The organism is Micromonospora sp. C81 (genome assembly GCF_018070425.1).
Taxonomy (GTDB): domain Bacteria; phylum Actinomycetota; class Actinomycetes; order Mycobacteriales; family Micromonosporaceae; genus Micromonospora; species Micromonospora zamorensis.
Genome location: NZ_JAGPXS010000022.1, coordinates 1 through 20,601, shown reverse-complemented (window position 1 = coordinate 20,601; position 20,601 = coordinate 1). Strand labels below are relative to the sequence as shown.

Genomic DNA, 20,601 nt, shown 5'->3' with positions numbered 1-20,601 from the left:
CCCCTTCACCTCTTACCTGGATCAAAGGTCAAAACGCGAATCTTTCACTTCATAAGTCATGAAACCGTCTAACGTCGGTCTTAGCTCGGTTGTCGCCGGGCACAGGACAACAGGGATGGAGTGACGCAGGTCATGGCTAAGAAGATGCTCGGGAAGGTCGTTGCGGGAGCCGCGCTCGGCGGTGCATCGCTCCTGGTGTTCGCGCCGGGGATCGCGTTCGCGGACGGCCACGACGACGCCAAGGACCGCGACGGCAAGGTCTACGCCAAGCCGCACGTCGTCAAGGCTGGCGAAGAGGTCAAGCTCCTCGAGATCTGCCCGGATCGGCAGGAGCACGCGTACGTGTGGTCCAAGGTCACCGGCAAGGTCAAGCTCAAGCCGGCCCACGAAGACCGGGGCGAGGACCGCGAGTGGCGCGAGGAGGAGAACTCCTCGGACCACGACAAGGGCAAGGACGAGCACGGCAAGGACGACAAGGGCAAGGACCACGAGGGCAAGGACGAAAACGGCAAGGACGAAAACGGCAAGGACGAGCACGGCAAGGACGACAAGGGCAAGGACCACGAGGGCAAGGACGAGCACGGCAAGGGCGAAGAGGGCAAGGGCGAAGACGGCAAGGACAAGCCGCAGCCGCCCGCCGACGGCGCCCAGCCCGGTGGCCAGGGTGGCGGCGCTGCCGCCGACGCCTACGGCGACGAGGGCAGCAAGGACTGGAAGGGCGAGGAGCACGGCCAGGACGCGGACGACAGCCGCGACAAGAAGGACTGGGACTCCAAGGACGAAGGCAAGAAGGACTGGGAGTCCAAGGACGAGCACGGCTCCGGCGAATACGGCTCGGACAAGGGCTGGGAGTCCAAGGACGAGCACGGCTCCGACGAATACGGCTCCGACAAGGGCTGGGAGTCCAAGGACGAGCACGGCTCCGACGAGTACGGCTCGGACAAGGGCTGGGAGTCCAAGGACGAGCACGGCTCCGACGAATACGGCTCGGACAAGGGCTGGGAGTCCAAGGACGAGCACGGCTCCGACGAATACGGCTCCGACAAGGGCTGGGAGTCCAAGGACGAGCACGGCTCCGACGAGTACGGCTCCGACAAGGGCTGGGAGTCCAAGGACGAGCACGGCGGTTACGGCTCGGAAGAGGGCCGTTCCGACGAGCGCGACTGGGACAAGGAGCGCGAGTTCGTCTACTACGGCGAGGCCAAGGTCGACAAGGACGCGAAGCCGGGTCGCTACGAGCTCAAGGGCTCGTGCGGCGAGGGTGAGCTCGTCGTGCTGCCGCACGGCGGTGTCGACGGTGGTGACGGTGGCGCCAGCACCGGCACCGACCGTGGCCTGGCCACCGGCGGGGCGGGCCTGCTCGGCGCTGCCGCGCTGGGCGGGATCGTGCTGATGCGTCGCCGGCGGACCGATGGTTCGCTCGTCTGACGTGACGACGACACGGGCCGGCGGCCGTCACGGGAGACCGTGGCGTGCCGCCGGCGCGGCCGTCGTCGTCACCATGGCCATGATTGGCGCCGGGATGATCGGCGCCAGTCTGAAGGACACACCCGCTCCCCGACCGCCGCAGCCGTTGGCTCAGGCCGGTCCCGAGGTCACCGGGTCGGCGAGCACCACCGACGACGCCCCGCCGGTCGACGGGCAGCCGGTCGGAGACGCGCCGGCGGGACTGGCCCGTTCGGCGCCGACCAGCATCGAGATCCCCCGGATCGGTGTCGACGCAACGATCATGTCGTTGGGCACCAACCCGGACGGCACCGTCCAGGTCCCTCCGCTCGACCAGGCCGACAAGGCCGGTTGGTACGAGCCGGGTGCGAGTCCCGGCGAGACGGGCAACGCGGTCATCGTCGGGCATGTGGACTCGGCGGTGCTCGGTCCGGCCGTCTTCTTCGACCTCGGCGCGCTCACCCCCGGTGACACCGTCACCGTGCGCCGGGCCGACGGGGTGCCGGCCACCTTCACCGTCGACTCGGTGAAGTCGTACCCGAAGACAGCCTTCCCCACCGAGTTGGTGTACGGGCCCAGCGACCGGCCTGGCCTGCGGGTGGTCACCTGCGGCGGTCAGTTCGACGCGGTCGCCAAGAGCTACCCGGACAACATCGTCGTCTTCGCCAGCCTGGTGGCCTGAGCGGGGACGAAACGAAACGCGGTCCGGCCGGTCGGGGTCACCCGATCGACCGGACCGCGTCCGGTGTGCCTGACTCAGGCGGCCGCGGAGGTCCGCACCAGGGTGCGGATCTGGCGCAGCAGCACCGAGAGGGCGGCGAGGTCCGCCCGCGACTCGTCGAACTCCCCCATCGCCCGTCGAGCGCGGTGGATCGAGGTGGCGTTCGACTGCTCCCACTGCTGCACCCGCTCGTGCGGCGGCAGGTCGCCCGGGGTGGAGTCCAGCACCTCAGCGGTGAGCGCGGCCAGCGCGGCGTACAGGTCGTAACGCAGCGCCATCCGGGCCAGCGTCTGCCAGCGGTCCTCCCGCGGCAGCAGGGAGATCTTCGACAGCAGCGAGTCCACCCGGAACAGGTCGGACAGCACGAAGTAGACCGAGGCCACCTCGCCGACGTCCCGTCCGCTGACGTTCGCGGTCTCCACCACGTCCATCAGACCGAAGCTGTACATCAGTCGGGTCGCCCGCTCGGCCAGCTCGCGGGGCAGCCCACGCTCGGTCATCGAGTCCATGTGCGAGGCGATGCCCTGCCGCTCGTCGCCGTAGAACAGGTCCTCCAGACCCGGGAGCAGTCGGGTCACCCCGTCCCGCAGCCGGGCGATCTCGGCCGGCACGTCGATCGGCGAGCGGCGGTTGGAGACCAGCCACCGCACCGCCCGGTCGAGCAGCCGGCGGGTGTCCAGGTAGACGCTGGTCTGCAACTCGGGTGCGACCTTGTTGTCCAGCGCCTCCACCGCGTCCCACAGGTCCCGCAGGCCGAACACCTCGCTGACCACCACGTACGCACGGATCACGTCCGCCGCGCTGGCCGCGGTCTCCTCGACCACCCGGAAGATGAACGAGATGCCACCCCGGTTGATCGCCTCGTTGACGAGCACTGTGGTGACGATGTCCCGGCGCAGCCGGTGCCGGCCCATCCGGTCGGCGAACCGTTCGCGCATCGGCGTCGGGAAGTAGTTGACCAGGACCTCGGTCGTCCACTCCTCGTCGGCCAGCCCTTCGGTGAGGATCTCCCGCTCCAGGACGATCTTCACGTACGCGAGCAGCACCGCGAACTCCGGCGCGGTCAGGCCCGATTCGCTGCGGACCGCCAGCTCCTCGTCCGGAGGAAGCGCCTCCAGCGCCCGGTCCAACCCGCCCGACCGCTCCAACTCGTTGATCATCCGGCGGTGCACCGGCAGCAGGGAGGCGGCCTGGGCCTGGGCGTTGTTGATCGCCCGCGCCTGGTCGTAGTTGTCCCTCAGCACCAGCTCGGCGACCTCGTCGGTCATCCCGGCCAGCAGCTCGTCCCGCTCGGCCGTGGTCAACTCGCCGTCGGCCACTGCGGTGTTCAGCAGGATCTTGATGTTCACCTCGTGGTCGGAGGTGTCCACCCCGGCCGCGTTGTCGATGAAGTCCGTGTAGATCCGGCCACCGGTCAACGCGTACTCGATCCGGCCGAGCTGGGTCCAGCCCAGGTTGCCGCCCTCGCCCGCCACCCGGCAGCGCAGGCTGCGCCCGTCCACCCGGATCGCGTCGTTGGACTTGTCGCCCACCTCGGCGTTGGTCTGGGTGGACGCCTTGACGTAGGTGCCGATGCCGCCGTTCCAGAAGAGATCCACCGGGGCGGTCACGATCGCCTTCATCAACTCCTGCGGCGACAGCTGCGTGACGTCGTCGTCCAGGCCGATCGCCGCCCGGACCTGCGGCGTGATCGGGATGGACTTGGCGGTACGCGGGAAGATGCCGCCGCCTGCCGAGATCAGCTCCGGGTTGTAGTCCTCCCACGACGAGCGGGGCAGATCGAACAGCCGCCGCCGCTCCGCGTACGAGGTGGCCGCGTCCGGGTCCGGGTCGAGGAAGATGTGCCGGTGGTCGAAGGCGGCCACCAGGCGGATGTGCTCGGAGAGCAGCATCCCGTTACCGAACACGTCACCGGACATGTCGCCGACGCCGACCACCGTGAAGTCCTGGGTCTGGGTGTCCAGGCCCAGCTCCCGGAAGTGCCGCTTGACCGACTCCCAGGCGCCCCGGGCGGTGATGCCCATCTTCTTGTGGTCGTAGCCCGCCGAACCACCGGAGGCGAACGCGTCGCCCATCCAGAAGTTGTGGGTCCTGGAGATCTCGTTGGCGACGTCGGAGAACGTCGCCGTGCCCTTGTCGGCGGCCACCACCAGGTACGGGTCGTCGCCGTCGTGCCGGACCACGTCCACGGGGGGCACGATCTGCCCACTGACGATGTTGTCGGTGACGTCCAGCATCGCGCCGACGAACTCCTGGTAGCAGGCGACCGCCTCGTCCCGGTCACCCGGCTTCTGCTTCAGCACGAAGCCGCCCTTGGCACCCACCGGCACGATCACGGTGTTCTTCACCATCTGCGCCTTGACCAGGCCGAGCACCTCGGTCCGGAAGTCCTCCCGACGGTCGGACCAGCGCAACCCGCCCCGGGCCACCGGCCCGAACCGCAGGTGCACACCCTCGAAGCGGGGCGAGTAGACGAAGATCTCGAACTTCGGTCGCGGCGCCGGCAGGTCCGGAATGGCCTGCGGGTCGAGCTTGAACGCCACGTACGCCTTCGGCCGCCCGTCGGCACGCTTCTGGTAGAAGCTGGTCCGCAGGGTCGCCTCGATCAACGTCAGGTACGAGCGCAGGATCCGATCCTGGTCGAGGCTGGCCACGTCGTCCAGCGCCTCCCGGATCATCTCCACCAGCTCACCGCTGCGCTGCTGCCGCTGCTCGGTCGTCTGCTCGCCCGGCGCGAACCGGGTCTCGAACAGATCCACCAGCAACGCGGCGATCTTCGGGTACGCGACGAAGGTCTGCTCCATGTAGTCCTGCGAGAAGACCGTGCCGGCCTGCCGCAGGTACTTCGCGTACGCCCGCAGCACCACCACCTGCCGCCAGGTCAGCCCGCCGCGCAGCACCAGCTCGTTGAACCGGTCCACCTCGGCCTCGCCGCGCCACGCCGCCGCGAAGGCGTTCTCCACGTGTGGGCGCACCTCGGACAGCTCGTGGTGCCCCTCGGGCAGCAGGAGGCCGAAGTCGTACAGGTAGACCCGACCGTCGATCCGGTCCACCTCGTACGGGTGCTCGTCGACCACTCGTACGCCGAGTGAGTGCAGCACCGGCAGCACGGCGGAGAGCATCATCGGTTCGCCGTACCGGTAGACCTTGAACCGGACGTCCATGGCCTCGGCGAGGTCCGCACCGGGCACCCGGGTGCCCGGCCGGGGCGCGAGCTGCTTGCGGAACAGGTGCATCTCCAGCTGGCCGGGCTCCTCCAGCAGCTCCAGCTTCGCCAGGTCCTTCATCGCCTCGTACGGCGTGTGCCCGTCCTTGTAGCCCTCCGGGAACGCGTCGGCGTACCGGGTGAACAGGTGCTTGGCCTGCTCGTCGCCGAGCTTGCGCTCCAGCACCAGCCGGTAGTCGTCGTCCCAGAGCCGGGTCGCGTCGGCCAGTTCCTCGGCCAACAGATCGGCGTCGATGTCGCTGGGCGGCCGGGTCGGGTCGGTGCGGACGATGAAGTGCACCCGGGCCAGCATCGACTCGGTGACCCGAGTGGTGTAGTCCACCCCGACACCGTTCAGCTCGCGCAGCAGGATGTCCTGCATGCGAAGTCGGTTCTGCGTGGTGAACCGGTCCCGGGGCAGGTAGATCAGGCAGGAGATGAACCGCCCGTACGCGTCCCGGCGCAGGAAGACCCGCAGCTGCCGGCGGCCCGCCATCCGCAGCACACCGACCACCGCGTGGTACAGGTCGTCGGTCTTGATCTGGAACAGCTCGTCGCGCGGGTACGTCTCCAGGATCTGGATCAGATCCTTGCCGGAGTGGCTGCGCTGACTCAGGCCGGAGCGGTCCAGCACCTCGGCGACCTTGCGGCGTACGACCGGCAGCTCGCGGACGCTGGTCCGGTACGCGGCCGTGGAGAACAGGCCCAGGAACCGCCGCTCGCCGATCACCTCGCCGTCCGAGTTGAAGATCTTGAAGCCGATGTAGTCGAGGTAGGCCGAGCGGTGCACGGTGGCCCGCGAGTTGGCCTTGGTGATGATGAGCAGGCGCTTCTCCAGCACCTTCTCGTGCGCCTCGGGCGTCATCGACGACAACGACCGCGGGTCCGGCGAATCCGAGCGCAGGATGCCCAGCCCGGTGCCGAGCACCGCCTCCAACGCCTTGCCGTCCACCGGGTCGGTGGCGTCACCCCCGGGGGCGTCCACCAGGCGGTACTCCCGGTAGCCGAGGAACGTGAAGTGGTCGTGGGCGAGCCACCGCAGCAGCTCCACCGAGTCCGTGATGTCCTTTTCCGGCACCGGTGGGCGATTGTCCGAGGTGCGGGCCGAGGCGAGGTCGTCGGCGAGCGCGAGGGCCCGCTGACGCATCTTCGGCCAGTCCTCGACAGCCTCCCGCACATCGGTGAGCACCCGCTGCAACTCGCGACGCAGCCGGTCCCGCTCGGCCGCGTCCCGGACCGGGTCGATCTCGATCCGCATCCAGCTCTCGATGATGTCGCCGGAGATCGCGTCATCCGGCTCCACGTCCGCGGAGACCTCGGTGAGCCGCCCCAGCGGCTCACGCCGGACCACCACGAGCGGGTGCACCAGCAGGTGCACGTCGAGGTGGTACGAGTTGAGCAGCGCGGTGACCGAGTCGACCAGGAACGGCATGTCGTCAGTGACGATCTCGACGACGGTGTGGTGCTGGTCCGCGTGCGGTTCGTGGATCCGCAGCTTCAACTCGCCGGGAACCCGCTGCTGGGCGAGGTCCCGGTGTGCCCGGGCCGCGTCGAGCATCTCCTCTGCCGTGAAACCGACCAGTTCCTCGTCCGGGGCGAACCGCCAGAAACGGCCGACAAGTGTCGCCGCGTCGTGGTCGTCCCCGGCGAGCGCGACAGCCTGGGCCACCAGGCGCTCCGCGTTGGGAACTGGTTCGTCGAGCTCGGCGTCCTCCACGTCGTCGGCCAACGCCTCGGTCGGCAGGCCCAGATCGTAGATGGTGTCGATGCTCGACCCGGTCAGCCCGGTGACTCCCGTGTCGAGCCGGCCGTAGCCGTCCCCGTCGGTCGCCGAATCGAAGCTGTCATCGTCCCGGCCGGAGTCATCCTGCCGGAGGTCGGGTTCCGGTTTGATCGCCGGACGCCGGTCCATCGGTGCCACTCCCCTCGACCCACCGCGTTGTGGGTCACTCTGCCGCCCAGCCTAGGCCCTGCCGTTCTTCGCCTTCGTCGGCGGACCACTGGCCAGACGTCCGGATCGGGACTTTGTCCTTTCACCCGTTGCGGGTCCGAGGTTGGCCGGCTGCGGGATACCCCGCCACGCGATGTTCATCACACGGGCGGGGCCCGTCTTTACCCGCGCTCGCACGCCTGGGGGACGTTGGGGACGGCGTTGGCGTACTACCGTGCGGGGGCAGTCTGAGATCGGAAGGACAAGCTCCATGCCCTTGTCGTACCCCCGGCCCCACCGGCCGAACCGCGCCCGCCGCCTGACCGCCGCCCTCACCACGGCGCTGCTCACGGCCGGTGTTCTCGCCGGCTGCTCGGGTGACGACGGGCCGCAGAGCACCGTCGACGCCTTCCTCAGCGGTTGGCGCAGCGGCGATCTCCAGGCGGTCGGCATGATCGACCCGACCGGCAACAAGCTGCCCTCGGCCGAGGTGACTCGCGAGATCAAGGAGCTCTCCGGCGAGCTGGCGGCCACCCCGCCCACGCTGAAGCGGCGCGGCGAGCCGAAGGTCACGAAGGACATCGCGACCGCGACGGTCCAGGTGGAGTGGAACCTGCCCGGTCAGACCCGCTGGGCGTACGACCGGGAGTTACGCCTCGCGCACGGCGATGACGACCAGTGGCAGGTGATCTGGGAGCCCAGTGTGGTGCACGAGCAGCTCACCAAGGGTGACCGGTTGGCGCTGCGCCGCGACGCCGGTGCCCGGGCCGCGGTGTTGGACGCCGCCGGGCAACCGCTCGTGACTCCGCGCCCGGTGGTCCGGGTGGGCGTGCAGCCCGACGGGGTCACCGACATCAAGAAGCTGGTCAAGGACCTCGACGGGGCGTTCAGGGCGATCCGCCCGGCGCTGGTCCCCGCCGTCGACCTGGCCGACCTGCCCGAGCGGGTCGCCAAGGCCGAGCCGGGTGCCTTCGTCGAGGTGGTGTCGCTGCGCGAGGAGGCGTACCGCCAGATCAAGCCCCGGATCTACGACCTGGACGGCACCAAGTTCATCTCCGCCAAGGTCGACCTGGCGCCGACCCGGGAGTTCGCCCGGGCGGTGCTCGGCACTGTCGACCCGGCGCAGGCGGACGACCTCACCGCACACCCGGACCGGTACGTCGCCGGTGACCTGGTCGGGCACGGCGGGTTGCAGGGCCGCTACGACGAACGGCTGCGCGGCGCGCCCGGGCTGACCGTGGTGGTCGAGCGGCCGGCCGAGGGCGGCAAACTGGAGTCCACCGGCACTGAGCTTTTCCGTCGGGAGCCGCAGCCCGGCCAGACGCTGAAGACCACGCTGGACGTCGCCGCCCAGAACGCGGCCGACGGGGCGCTGCGCGCCGAGTCCCGCCGCTCCGCCCTGGTGGCTCTCCGGATCAGCGATGGCGCGGTGCTCGCCGCAGCGAACGGCCCCGGGCCGGCCGGGGAAAACCTGGCCTTCACCGCCCAGGTGCCACCGGGTTCCACGTTCAAGGTGGTCAGCACGCTGGGCCTGCTGGACCGGGGCGCTGTCACTCTGGACGGGCCGGTGGCCTGCCCGAAGACCTTCACCGTCGATGGTCGGTCCTTCAAGAACTCCGACAACTTCGAGCTGGGCTCGGTGCCGTTCCGCACCGACTTCGCCAAGTCCTGCAACACGGCGTTCGCCTCGCTGGCCCCGAAGCTCGGCGGCGACGGGCTGGCCGCTGCCGGCCGCGCGTTGGGCCTGGAGGGTCAATGGGACCTCGGCACCGACGCCTTCACCGGCAAGGTGTCCACGGGCGGCAGCCCGGCCGAGCAGGCCGCGGCATCGTTCGGGCAGGGCACCACGCTGGTCAGCCCGCTGGCCATGGCCGGTGCCACCGCCGCCGTCGCCCGAGGCCGGTTCGAGCAGCCGAAGCTCCTGCTCGACCCGGCGCCGGCCAAGCCGGCCGTGGCGGGTGAACAGCTCAAGCCGGAATCGGTCGCGGCGCTGCGTTCGATGATGCGCGAGGTGGTCACCAGCGGCACCGGCAGCGCGCTCAAGGATGTGCCGGGCGAGGTGTACGGCAAGACCGGCACCGCCGAGTACGACGACAACCCGGCCCACACCCACGCCTGGTTCGTGGGTTGGCGGGGCGACGTGGCGTTCGCCGTGTTCGTGGAGAAGGGCGGGGCCAGCACGGCCTCGGCCGTCCCGATCGCCGAGCGCTTCCTCCGCGCCCTCCCACAGTCCTGACACCCGCGCGACGAGCGCACCCGCAGCGAGCGGTCCCCGCACCACGAAGGCGTTGATCCACTCGGTTTCACGGAAACTGCGGTGTCCGAGCCACCTGGATACCGCGACTTCCGTGAAACCGAGTCGATCACGGCCCGGAGGGGCCGCCAGACGGGTCAGGCCGTGTCGGCTTTGTGGTGGTCCGAGGGGTCCTGGGCCGGTGCGGAAGGTCGCCGCAGCAGGCCTGGGCCGGCCGACGCGGGCGGACCGACCGGCTCCGGTTCGACCAGCTCCCGCTCGACCGGCTCCCGCTCGACCGGCTCCCGCTCGACCAACTCCCGCTCGAACGTGGCGGCGATGTCCGCTGCGACGCTCGACTGCTCGGAGCGGGCCTGACCGTTGGTGACTGCTGGTTCCGTCTCGGCCACGATGTCATGCGGCGTTGTGCCCCCGAAGAAGCGGCCGTCGGAAGAACCAACGCCGGCAGACCCGAAGCCCGAGGGTGCGTCGCCGGCAGACCCGAGATCGGAGGGTCCGGCCTCCGCGAGCGACCTGGCGTCGACGGACGGGTCCCACGGGGCAACGTCGGCGAACGACTCCTCGCCATGAATCGCGCTCGGCAGCGCATCGAGCCGCTCGGCAGCAACGAGCTGATCGAACCGCTCGCCCCGCTCCAGCCCATCAGGGCGCGCACCACGAACGAGCCCATCGAGCTGGTCGGCACGGTCCGGCCCGTCGAGCCGCTGGGAGCGGTCAGGTCGTTCGGTGGTACCCGGGGTCCGGCCGTTGCCGCGCCGGGGGCCGGGGGTCGGCCGGACCGAGAGCAGTCGGGGCGGCACCGCTTCCGGTGCGCTGACCGGAGCCAGGCCGGCGACCACGGTGTTGACGATCTCGGCAGCGTACGAGCCGTCCGGGTCGTAGTCGGGGTCGAAGACGGTCAGCTCCACGCCGAGGCAGTGCGGGGTGTCGACCAGGCCGGCGAGCAGGATCTCCAGCTCGGCGAAGGCGATGCCACCCGGGTCGGGAGCGTCCACGGCGGGCATCACCGCGGGGTCGAGCACGTCCACGTCGATGTGCACCCAGTAGCCCGCGCAGTCGGCGAGCTGCTCGTGCGCCCACTGGGCCGTGCGGGCGGCGCCTTCGGCGCGCAGCGCGGGGACCGGCCGGGTGGTGATCCCGGCGGCCTGGAGGTCGAGCCGGTATTCGTCCTGCGCGCGGATGCCGAGCACCACCACGTCGATGTCGCGGAAGTAGGGTCGGCGGCCCTCCAGGGCGGCCAGGTCGGCCTGCCCACGCCCGGTGACGAGGGCAAGGTCCTCACCGGCGGCCGCGCCGACGTAGGAGGCGTTGCCGGGGTGCCGGAAGTCGGAGTGCCCGTCGACGAAGACCAGCCCGATCCGCCCGCCGACGGCCTCACCGAGGCGGTGCATGGCCAGCGCCGAGCCGAGCAGCACCGAGCAGTCGCCGCCCAGCACCACCGGGAACTCCCCCCGGTCGATGATCGAGCCGATCCGTTCGGCGAGCGCCAGCGAGTAGTCGGCGATCTCCCGGGCGTGGCACACGCCGTCGCCGGGCCGCCAGTCGCCCGGGTCGTACCGGGGTGGGGTGATGCAGCCGGCGTCGCGGGCGCGCAGCCGGGCCAGCAGGTCGTGGTCGCGCAGCGCGCCGGGCGCCTTGCCGCAACCGGGGACCGACGTGGACGTCGGTGGCCGCAGGCCAAGGTTTGTCGGCGCGTCGAGGACGGCGATCCGGCGCATCATGAGCTCCCGTCCTCGGTGGTCGGGCGGGCCGGCCGGAACGCCGGCCCGCGCTGGCGTGCTACGAACTCAGAACAGGGCGCTGGCCAGGGCCCGGCGTGCCGAGGCGACCGCCGGATCGTCTGGGCCAGCGATGGAGAAGAGCGAGACCAGGTGCTGGCGGACGGTCTCGCGGTCCTCGCCGGCGGTGCGCCGGACCAGACCGACGAGCCGGGCGTACGCCTGCTCGGCCAGGCCGCTGAGCACCTCGATGTCGGCGGCCAGCAGCTGGGCGGCCACGTCGTCGGGGGCGCTGTCGGCGGCGGCCATCGCGGTGGTGGGGTCTGCGCCGGCCACCCGGCGGGCCACCCCGACCTGGGCCAGCCCCGCGGTGGCAGCGGCGTCCGCGGGCGCGTCGGCCAGGATCTTCCTGTACGCCTGCTCGGCGGCGTCCAGATCCCCGCTCATCAGCGCGTCGTCCGCCTCGTCGAGGCGGGGGTCCTCCGGCTCGGCCACGGCCACGCCGCCGGCCTTGAGGACGGCCTGGAGCCACTGCCGAAGCTGCGCCTCGGGCACGACCCCGGAGAAGGCGTCGACGGGCTGCCCGCCGACGACCGCGTAGACCATGGGGATGCCCTGGACCCGGAACATCTGGGCGATTCGCGGGTTTTCCTGCACGTCGACCCGTGCCAGCACCCAGGTGCCGTCGCCCTCGGCGTTCAGCCGTTCCAGCACCGGGGCGAACTCGTCGCTCTCCGGGAAGCCGGCGGCGCCGAAGAACACGACGACGGGCATGGCCATCGACCGTTCGAGCACGTCGGACTGGATTGTCGCCTCGGTGACGTCCACGATGGCGGTGTTACCGCCTGCGGTGGGCGCGCCCGGGGCGCCGTTGGACAGGCCGCCCTGCGGGGGCGTGCCGGGGCGGGGACTTGCTGGTGCGGGGCCACGCAGCGTGCTGAGGTCGACCGCGCCGCGGGTGAAGATCGACGAGGTGATCCGTGGGTCGCTCATGGTTACCTAGTCTCGCACGTGAGCCCCCGATCTCAGCTCACCCGCAACCCCGACGTTGCAACTCTCACGCCCCACCCCCACCCCCGGCGATCGGCCATTTCTGCCGCCCGGAAGCGGGCAGCGGATGCGTGATCGACGGGGGTGGTGGTATGGGTCAGAAGCGGGCGGGTTCGCGGTAGGTGCCCCATTCGGCGCGGAGCGCGTCGCAGATCTCCCCCAGGGTCGCTTCGGCGCGGACCGCGTCGAGCATGGCGGGGATCATGTTCTCGTCGGTGCGGCTGGCGTCGACCATCCGGGCCACCGCCGCACGGACAGCCGACTCGTCCCGGGCGCCCTTGCGCTCGGCGAGCACCCGGCGCTGCTCCAGCTCCACCTCGTGCGAGATGCGCAGGATCTCCAGCTCCTTGGCGACCGTGCCGGTGTGGCAGTTGACCCCGACGATCTTCTTGTCGCCCTTTTCGAGGGCCTGCTGGTAGACGAAGGCCGACTCGGCGATGTGCCCGGTGAACCAGCCGTCCTCGATGCCGCGCAGGATGCCCGAGGTCATCGGGCCGATCTGGTGCGGCCCGTCCCCGCCGAGCTGCCGGATCCGGGCGAAGATCTCCTCCGCCTCGGCCTCGATCTTGTCGGTCAGTGCCTCGACGTACCAGGAGCCGCCGAGCGGGTCGGCCACGTTGACCACACCGGTCTCCTCCATCAGCACCTGCTGCGTACGCAGGGCGATCTCGGCGGACTCGTCGGTGGGCAGCGCCAGGGTCTCGTCCAGCGCGTTGGTGTGCAACGAGTTGGTGCCGCCGAGCACCGCCGCGAGGGCCTCGACGGCGGTGCGTACGACGTTGTTGACCGGCTGCTGCGCGGTCAGCGACACACCGGCGGTCTGCGTGTGGAATCGCAGCCAGAGGGCCTTCTCGCTGGTCGCGCCGTAGACGTCGCGCAGCCAGCGGGCCCAGATCCGGCGGGCGGCCCGGAACTTCGCGATCTCCTCGAAGAAGTCGAGGTGCGAGTCGAAGAAGAAGCTCAGCCCGGGCGCGAAGACGTTCACGTCCAGCCCGCGCGAGAGACCCAGCTCCACGTAGCCGAAACCGTCGGCCAGGGTGTACGCCAGCTCCTGCGCGGCGGTCGAGCCGGCCTCACGGATGTGGTAGCCGGAGACCGACAGCGGCTTGTAGCGCGGGATCTCGGCGGCGCAGTATTCCATCAGGTCGCCGATCAGGCGCAGGTGCGGCTCCGGGTCGAAGAGCCACTCCTTCTGCGCGATGTACTCCTTGAAGATGTCGGTCTGCAGTGTGCCGTCCAGCTTGGACAGGTCGGCGCCCTGCCGCTCGGCGGCGACCAGGTACATGCAGAACACCGGCACGGCCGGGCCGGAGATGGTCATCGAGGTGGTGACGTCGGCCAGGTCGATGCCGTCGAAGAGCGCCTGCATGTCGGTGGCGGTGTCGATGGCGACGCCGCAGTGACCGACCTCGCCGAGCGCCTGTGGGTCGTCCGAGTCGCGGCCCATCAGCGTCGGCATGTCGAACGCGACCGAGAGGCCGCCGCCGCCGGCGCCGAGGATCATCTTGTAACGCTCGTTGGTCTGCTGGGCGTTGCCGAAGCCGGCGAACTGCCGGATCGTCCAGGTCCGTCCGCGGTATCCGGTCGGATACAGACCCCGGGTGTACGGATATTCGCCCGGCCAGCCGATCCGTTCGAAGCCGGGATAGGTGGCGCCCTCCGGCGGCCCGTAGACCGGTTCCACCGGCATGCCGGAAAGCGTGGTGAAGTCGGCGTCCCGCTTGCGCGCGGCGTCGTAGCGGGCCTGCCAGCGCGCGCGTCCGGCGTCGATCTCGTCGGCGTCCATGAGCAGGGCTCCTCCTCGGTTCCTCGACAGCACGTCGAGTGTAAGGCCCTCACCTGAACGATCGCTAAGTCACGTCGTACCGACGGGTAACGTGCGCTGGGCCGACTCCGGAGCGGCGGCAGGCCGAGTGCGTGGATCGCCGGCGTCCAACTCTCGCCCGGTTTCGGTGCGGCGGTGGCCGTTGCCACCGCCGCACCGGCACGAGGGGACCCCGATGGCACGACGGACGTCTGTCATTCCCCGACGACGGGCACCTGCCGCCCACCGCCACCCGAGGTCACGAGACTGATCTCAGTAACGGGTCTTCACGAGGAACTGGTAACCAACCACCACGGTGCCGCTGTTGTTGTACATCGGCCAGCACTGCTGGGGCGACGTCCACGACGAGACGTACGTCGGCCGGGCCGCCTTGCACGCCGACATCGTCGGGTACATCGGGCTGTTGTAGTCCGCAAGAGCGGGCGACGCGGTGCCCAGCACGATGCCGCCGGCCAGGGCGGCAGCAGCAATGAGGGTGCGGCGGCGCGGACGACGCAGAATCTTCGGCATCTTTACTCCATTCCGGTGGACCCTCCACTGAGGATCTTGACGTCAGGAGCTTAGGGCACCCACCGGAGCGCGCTCAGGTCAGACCGTCGAAGCCGAGGGTGCACCCATCGCCACGTCGTCGACCCGGATGTTGATCTCGTCGACTCGCAGCCCGTACGCCTCGACCGCCTCGGTCACCCTCGCCCGGACCGCGTCGGTCACCTCCGGCACCGGACGGCCAGCGTCGATCACGATGACCAGGTTGATCACCGCCGCACCGTTGGTGACGTGCGCCGAGCAGCCGCGCCGGGCGTCGCCCACCTGGTCGAGCCCGATCTTGTCGAGCACCGTGTTGAAGAACCGGGCCACGTCGCCGCCCAGCTCGGCCACCCCGGGCACCGCTCGGGCGGCGGCCGCCGCGATCTTCTCCACCACCTCGTCGGAGACGTGCGTGCTCCCGCCCGCCACCGCGTCCGGGGTCACCGACAGCTCCTGGGTCGCGTCGTCAGCCATGCTCTCCCACCCACCCGTCACACCGGCCCCGCGCCGGCGGCGTGGGGGCCGTGCGAGCGTACTAGGGCGAGGTCCGCTGTGGACGCCCGGTCGGTGCGGCACGCCCCGTTCGCTATCTTGCCCAGATGACATCGATCCTTGCCGCCGGCCTCGTGGGCTCGGCGGTGGTCCTGCTGGTCGCGGTGTGGCTGATCCGGGTCTACAACAAGCTGGTCCGCATGCGCAACCAGGTCGATGCGTCCTGGTCCCAGATCGACGTGCAGCTCAAGCGACGGCACGACCTGGTCCCGAACCTTGTCGAGACCGTCAAGGGATACGCGTCGCACGAGCGCGGCACCCTGGACGCCGTGGTGGCGGCACGCGGGGTGGCGATCGCGCACAGTGGCGGCGACGCGGGGCGGGCCGACGCCGAGAACGCGCTGAGCCGGGCTCTGGGTCGTCTCGTCGCCCTCGCCGAGGCATATCCGCAGCTGCGGGCGAGCGAGAATTTCGCGGCGATGCAGAGCGAGGTGGCCACCACCGAGGACAAGATCGCCTACTCACGGCAGTTCCTGACGTACGCCGTCCAGCAGTACAACACGGCGATCGAGAGCTTCCCCACGAACCTGGTCGCCGGCATGCTCGGCTTCCATCGGCGTGAGTTGTTCACCGTGGCCGACTCCGACCGTGCAGTGATCGCGATCGGTTTCTAGGCCGTGCCCGACCTCCTCCTCGCCGGTGCCAGTCTCGGGCTCTGGCTCCTCGCGTACGCGGCTTGCCGGGTCGCCACCCGCCCAGTGCCGCCTGCCGCCCTACCGGCCACCATGGATCTCGGCCCGGAGCCGCCCGCCGTGGCGGGCTTGCTGGTCAACGGCGGGTCGACTCATGCGGGCGCAGCGGGTTCGACGCTGCTCGACCTGGCCGCGGCCGGCTACTACGAGCTGCGACAGCCGGACGCCGACCCCTATGGGACCACCATCCATCTCGCCGGGGAGCATCCCGACGAGGGCGGCCTACGGCCGTACGAACGGCAGGTGCTGGCGCGGGTTCGCGAGCTCGCCGTCGACGGTGTGGTGCCGCTGACGGCGTTGACCTTCCGGGACGACGACGAGTCCAGGACCTGGAACAGCCGGCTGCGCGCCGCCGTGGTCGCCGATGCCCGCGCGGCCGGGCTGTCGCAACGCCGATTCGGGCCGACGATGATGACCGCGCTGTACCTCGGGGCACTCGCGGTCGGCGTGGTCTGCGGCCTCGTGGCTGTGCACCGCACCCACCTCCGCTGGACGTTCCTCGTCTCCCTCACCGTCGCCGCTGTGCTCGCGGGCCTGGTGCAGCGCATCGGCGAGCGCGCCACTCCGGCCGGGTCGGAAGCCACCGCCCGCTGGCTCGGGGTGCGGTCCTGGCTGCGAAACCACCAGCAGTTCGCCGAGCTGCCGCCGTCGGCGGTGGCGATCTGGGACCGCTACCTCGCGTACGGCGCCGCGCTGGGCGTGACCCGGCAGGCCAGCGACGTCCTCGACCTCAGCGCCGGTGTCCGGCGCAACCTCTGGTCGACCTACCAGGGCGGTTGTCGCAGGATCCGGGTGCGCTATCCGCGAGGACGGCCCTGGTACGGCAGCGGCACCCCAGCCCTGTTCCTCCAGGCGCTGCTGGTCGTGCTGGCGGGAACGCTCGTGCTGATCGTGGCCGGCCACGCGGGCTGGTACGCGCTGCCGGGGTACGTGCTGCTCACCGGCGGCGCTTACCTGCTGATCCGCACGCTGGTGGACCGGACGCGGTCCGTGACCATCACCGGCCGGGTGCTCGCGCTCCACCTGCGGCGGGCGCAGGACAGCCCACGAATGAGCCACCTCGTGATCGACGACGGGACCGCCGACGAGACCACCGCCTGGGCGCTGCCCCACGAGTGGGGCGACCGCTGGCGGCAGGGCGACGTCGTGACGATCACCGTTCGGCCGTGGAGCCGACGCGTCATCGCGGTCAGCGCGCACGCACCGGCAGACCCGGGCCCCCGGCCGTCGGCCGGACCCGACAGCGAACTGACCGGCCCGTTGGTCACCGACGTCTTCGGGGAGGTACGCCATGTGCGGGCCGGGCCGCTTCCGGTGTCCGTCGAGGACGTCGCGCGGTTCGTCGGTCAACCCGTACGCGTGGAACGCCGCCCGCAGCGCGTCGACTTCCGCTCCGAGCTCGACGACTCCACTGTGCTGCGGGCCGCGTGGGCGGACGGTACGGCGGGACGGATCGCGTGGCGGGCCAACGCGCGCGGTGTCGCCACCCCGCTGCCGGGCATCGGCGACGAGGCGTACGCCAGCGGCAACCGGGTGGTGATGCGCGTCGGCGACACCACGCTGGTCCTCACCGCGCTCGGCGGCGGGCGGGTGGGCGCCCCGCACCTTCCGTGGCTGCTCAGCAGGTGTGAACGGGACGCCCTCACACGCACCTGACTGCCAGCACCTCGCCGGACGTCGCCGGGACGCGACCCGCCGGGTCGTTTCGGCTCAGCAGACCGCGCGAGACGGCGACCAACGAGCGGGCGGGTCAGCGGGCGAGCTGGGCGAGCAGGGTATCCGCCGCCGCGTACGGATCGAGGCCGCCCTCGGCCACCTTCGCGGCGAGCGTGGCCAGCTCCGTACCGTCGCGTAGGGAGCCGATCCGGGCCCGGAGGATGCCGAGCGCGATGGCCTCGACCTCGGCGGCGGCCCGCGCCTCCTGGCGGCGGCGCAGCTCGCCGTGCTCGACCAGCCAGCCCCGGTGCTTGTCGATGGCGGCGGCGATGTCGTCGATGCCCTCGCCCCGCGAAGCGACCGCGCGGACCACCTGCGGCCGCCACTGCCCGGGGCCGCGCTCACCGAGCGCGATCATGCCCTGGATGTCGCGAACGGTGGCGTCGACGCCGTCGCGGTCGGCCTTGTTGACCACGAAGACGTCGGCGATCTCCAGGATGCCGGCCTTGACCGCCTGGATCGCGTCGCCCATCCCGGGTGCGAGCAGCACCAGCGTGGTGTCGGCCAGCGACGCCACCTCGACCTCGGCCTGCCCGACGCCGACGGTCTCCACCAGCACCACGTCGCAGCCGGCGCCCTCCAGCACCCGGACCGCCTGCGGCGTCGCCGCGGACAACCCGCCGAGATGCCCCCGGCTGGACATGGACCGGATGTAGACGCCCGGGTCGGTGGCGTGGTCCTGCATCCGCACGCGGTCGCCGAGGATCGCGCCGCCGGTGAACGGGCTGGACGGGTCCACCGCCAGCACGCCGACCCGGTGCCCGCGTGCGCGCAGTGAGCGGACCAGCTCGTTCGTGGTGGTCGACTTGCCCACCCCGGGTGAGCCGGTCAACCCGACCACCTGGGCCTGCCCGGCGTACGGCGCCAGCGCCGCGGCGACCGCCGGCAGCAGCGGGTCGCCGTTCTCCACCAATGTGATCAACCGGGCCACCGCGCGGGGGTCGCCCGCGCGGGCCCGCTCGACCAGCTGCGGTACGTCCCGACTGCGGCGCACCGACGTGCTGCCAGCTGCCGGGACCTGCTCGGCCGCCTCGCTCACAGTGCCGTCTTCGTTCGCGACTGCGGTGCTCGCAGAACCGGCTCGCTCCTCGCGCTCACCGGTCCGCCGCTGCGCTTCCCGGCACGTGGATGATCAGCGCGTCGCCCTGGCCACCGCCGCCGCAGAGGGCAGCCGCGCCGGTGCCGCCACCGCGTCGCTTCAGCTCCAGGGCGAGGGTGAGGACGAGACGCGCGCCGGACATGCCGATCGGGTGCCCCAGCGCGATCGCGCCGCCGTTGACGTTGACCTTGTCCGGGCTGATCCCGAGGTCCCGGGTGGACTGCACGCCGACCTGGGCGAACGCCTCGTTGATCTCGATGAGGTCCAGGTCCGCGACGCTCAGGCCGCCCTTCTTCAGGGCGTGGTTGATCGCGTTGGACGGCTGCGAGTGCAGGGAGTTGTCCGGGCCCGCCACGTTGCCGTGCGCACCGATCTCGGCCAGCCAGGTCAGCCCCAGCTCGATGGCCTTGGCCTTGCTCATCACGAGCACGGCGGCGGCGCCGTCGGAGATCGGCGACGAGCTGCCGGCGGTGATGGTGCCGTCCTTGGCGAAGGCGGGGCGCAGCTTGGCCAACGACTCGACTGTGGTGTTCGGGCGGATGCCCTCGTCCTCGCTGATGACCAGCGGGTCACCCTTGCGCTGCGGGATCACCACCGGGGCGATCTCGTCGGCGAAGTGGCCGTTCTTCTGCGCGGCGGCGGCCCGCTGGTGGCTGGCGGCGGCGAAGGCGTCCTGCTCTTCGCGGGTGATGCCGTGCCTGGTGCCGAGGCGCTCGGTCGACTCACCCATCGAGCAGCAGTCCCAGGCGTCGCTGAGCCCGTCGTGTGCCATGTGGTCCTTGACCACCACGTCGCCGTACTTGTAGCCGGTGCGCTGGCCCATCAGCAGGTGCGGGGCGTTGGTCATCGACTCCATGCCGCCAGCCACCACGATGTCGAACTCGCCGGCACGGATCAGCTGGTCGGCCAGGGCGATCGCGTCCAGGCCGGAGAGGCAGACCTTGTTGATGGTCAGCGCCGGCACCGACATCGGCACGCCAGCCTCGACTGCCGCCTGCCGCGCCGGGATCTGACCGGCGCCGGCCTGGAGCACCTGCCCCATGATCACGTACTGGACCTGGTCCGGGCTGACGCCGGCCCGCTCCAGCGCCGCCTTGATGGCGATCCCGCCGAGCTTCGTGGCCGGAAGGTCCTTGAGGTTGCCCAGCAGCCGCCCCATCGGGGTCCGCGCGCCGCTGATGATCACCGAAGCCATGCCTGCCTCCGAAGGGGGTGCCGAGCTGTTCGAGGGGGGTGCCGAGCTGTACGCCTTAACGCTTGTTCGGCCAGACTAACGCCATGACTGAGAACTCCCCCGCCGAGCCCGGTGAGGACTACGTCACGGACATCGGGCTTCGCAAGATTGACCACGTCGGGATCGCGGTCGCCGACCTGGACGCCGCGATCGACTTCTACCAGCGGACGTTCGGGATGCGCTGCGTACACGTCGAGACCAACGCCGAGCAGGGCGTGCGGGAAGCGATGCTGTCCGTCGGCCCCACCATCGAGGGCGGCTGCGTGCAGTTGCTCGCCCCGCTGACGCCGGAGTCGACGATCGCCAAGTTCCTGGACCGCAACGGGCCGGGCGTGCAGCAGGTCGCGTACACCGTGGCTGACATCGACAAGGCCTGCGCGGCACTGCGCGAGCGGGGAATGCGGCTGCTCTTCGAGACCCCGAGACGCGGCACCGCGAACAGCCGCATCAACTTCGTACACCCGAAGGACGCCGGCGGCGTCCTGGTGGAACTGGTGGAACCCGCCCCCACCCCCCACTGACCCCCTACCCCACCTCCCCCTGCCCCCGCACGCCCCGTTGATCAAGAGGTTTGCGTCATCCTGCGGCTCGCGGGTGACCGAAAGCTCTTGATCAACGGGGCGTGCGCTTG

The 20,601-nt window shown here is 70.8% G+C and carries 13 protein-coding genes and 1 pseudogene; 6 read left to right on the top strand and 8 right to left on the bottom strand.

Annotation, left to right across the window (positions count from 1 at the left end; genetic code table 11):
- Positions 1-132 precede the first annotated feature (132 nt).
- Both KBX46_RS27565 and KBX46_RS27560 read left to right on the top strand, forming a co-directional pair.
- Entirely contained in the window at positions 133-1,428 is a 1,296-nt protein-coding gene (locus tag KBX46_RS27565) for a hypothetical protein (RefSeq protein ID WP_210794814.1), read from the top strand.
- A gap of 1 nt (position 1,429) precedes the next feature.
- Positions 1,430-2,128, top strand: a complete 699-nt coding sequence (locus KBX46_RS27560) for a class F sortase (protein ID WP_210794812.1) — start codon at positions 1,430-1,432, stop codon at positions 2,126-2,128.
- 74 nt (positions 2,129-2,202) lie between these two features.
- Here KBX46_RS27560 and KBX46_RS27555 read toward each other — a convergent pair whose 3' ends face one another.
- Positions 2,203-7,284, bottom strand: a complete 5,082-nt coding sequence (locus tag KBX46_RS27555) for an NAD-glutamate dehydrogenase (RefSeq protein ID WP_210794810.1) — start codon at positions 7,282-7,284, stop codon at positions 2,203-2,205.
- A 289-nt stretch (positions 7,285-7,573) separates the two neighbouring features.
- On the opposite strand from KBX46_RS27555, the gene KBX46_RS27550 reads away from it, so the two are divergent.
- Positions 7,574-9,538, top strand: coding sequence for a penicillin-binding transpeptidase domain-containing protein (locus KBX46_RS27550; protein ID WP_210794808.1), 1,965 nt, complete (start codon positions 7,574-7,576; stop codon positions 9,536-9,538).
- A gap of 731 nt (positions 9,539-10,269) precedes the next feature.
- Here KBX46_RS27550 and KBX46_RS32745 read toward each other — a convergent pair.
- From KBX46_RS32745 to KBX46_RS27525, 5 genes and pseudogenes are all read right to left on the bottom strand, one after another.
- Positions 10,270-11,277: pseudogene (locus tag KBX46_RS32745) on the bottom strand (arginase family protein); the annotation flags it as partial.
- 66 nt (positions 11,278-11,343) lie between these two features.
- Positions 11,344-12,267, bottom strand: a complete 924-nt coding sequence (locus KBX46_RS27540) for a tetratricopeptide repeat protein (RefSeq protein WP_210794804.1) — start codon at positions 12,265-12,267, stop codon at positions 11,344-11,346.
- Positions 12,268-12,421: 154 nt separating this feature from the next.
- The gene (locus KBX46_RS27535) at positions 12,422-14,110 is read right to left on the bottom strand and encodes a methylmalonyl-CoA mutase (RefSeq protein ID WP_088949878.1); all 1,689 of its coding nucleotides are present in this window, start codon (positions 14,108-14,110) and stop codon (positions 12,422-12,424) included.
- 291 nt (positions 14,111-14,401) lie between these two features.
- Positions 14,402-14,659 (bottom strand): hypothetical protein, encoded by a 258-nt coding sequence (locus KBX46_RS27530; RefSeq protein WP_088949879.1) that lies wholly within the window; start codon positions 14,657-14,659, stop codon positions 14,402-14,404.
- 78 nt (positions 14,660-14,737) lie between these two features.
- The gene (locus KBX46_RS27525) at positions 14,738-15,151 is read right to left on the bottom strand and encodes an Asp23/Gls24 family envelope stress response protein (RefSeq protein WP_141910914.1); all 414 of its coding nucleotides are present in this window, start codon (positions 15,149-15,151) and stop codon (positions 14,738-14,740) included.
- A gap of 125 nt (positions 15,152-15,276) precedes the next feature.
- Between KBX46_RS27525 and KBX46_RS27520 the strand changes: the two genes are divergently transcribed.
- Both KBX46_RS27520 and KBX46_RS27515 read left to right on the top strand, forming a co-directional pair.
- On the top strand, positions 15,277-15,843 hold the full coding sequence (locus KBX46_RS27520; protein ID WP_210794802.1) for a LemA family protein: 567 nt from the start codon (positions 15,277-15,279) through the stop codon (positions 15,841-15,843).
- A 3-nt stretch (positions 15,844-15,846) separates the two neighbouring features.
- The gene (locus KBX46_RS27515) at positions 15,847-17,577 is read left to right on the top strand and encodes a DUF2207 domain-containing protein (RefSeq protein WP_210794800.1); all 1,731 of its coding nucleotides are present in this window, start codon (positions 15,847-15,849) and stop codon (positions 17,575-17,577) included.
- A gap of 94 nt (positions 17,578-17,671) precedes the next feature.
- Here KBX46_RS27515 and meaB read toward each other — a convergent pair whose 3' ends face one another.
- Positions 17,672-18,676: a methylmalonyl Co-A mutase-associated GTPase MeaB gene (meaB, locus tag KBX46_RS27510; protein ID WP_088949883.1), complete on the bottom strand. Its 1,005-nt coding sequence runs from the start codon at positions 18,674-18,676 to the stop codon at positions 17,672-17,674.
- Between the two features lie 55 nt (positions 18,677-18,731).
- Complete coding sequence (locus KBX46_RS27505) at positions 18,732-19,931, bottom strand: acetyl-CoA C-acetyltransferase (RefSeq protein ID WP_141910917.1); 1,200 nt, start codon at positions 19,929-19,931, stop codon at positions 18,732-18,734.
- A gap of 83 nt (positions 19,932-20,014) precedes the next feature.
- Here KBX46_RS27505 and mce point away from each other — a divergent pair, with 83 nt between their 5' ends.
- Positions 20,015-20,491, top strand: coding sequence for a methylmalonyl-CoA epimerase (gene mce, locus KBX46_RS27500; RefSeq protein ID WP_210794797.1), 477 nt, complete (start codon positions 20,015-20,017; stop codon positions 20,489-20,491).
- Positions 20,492-20,601: the final 110 nt, after the last annotated feature.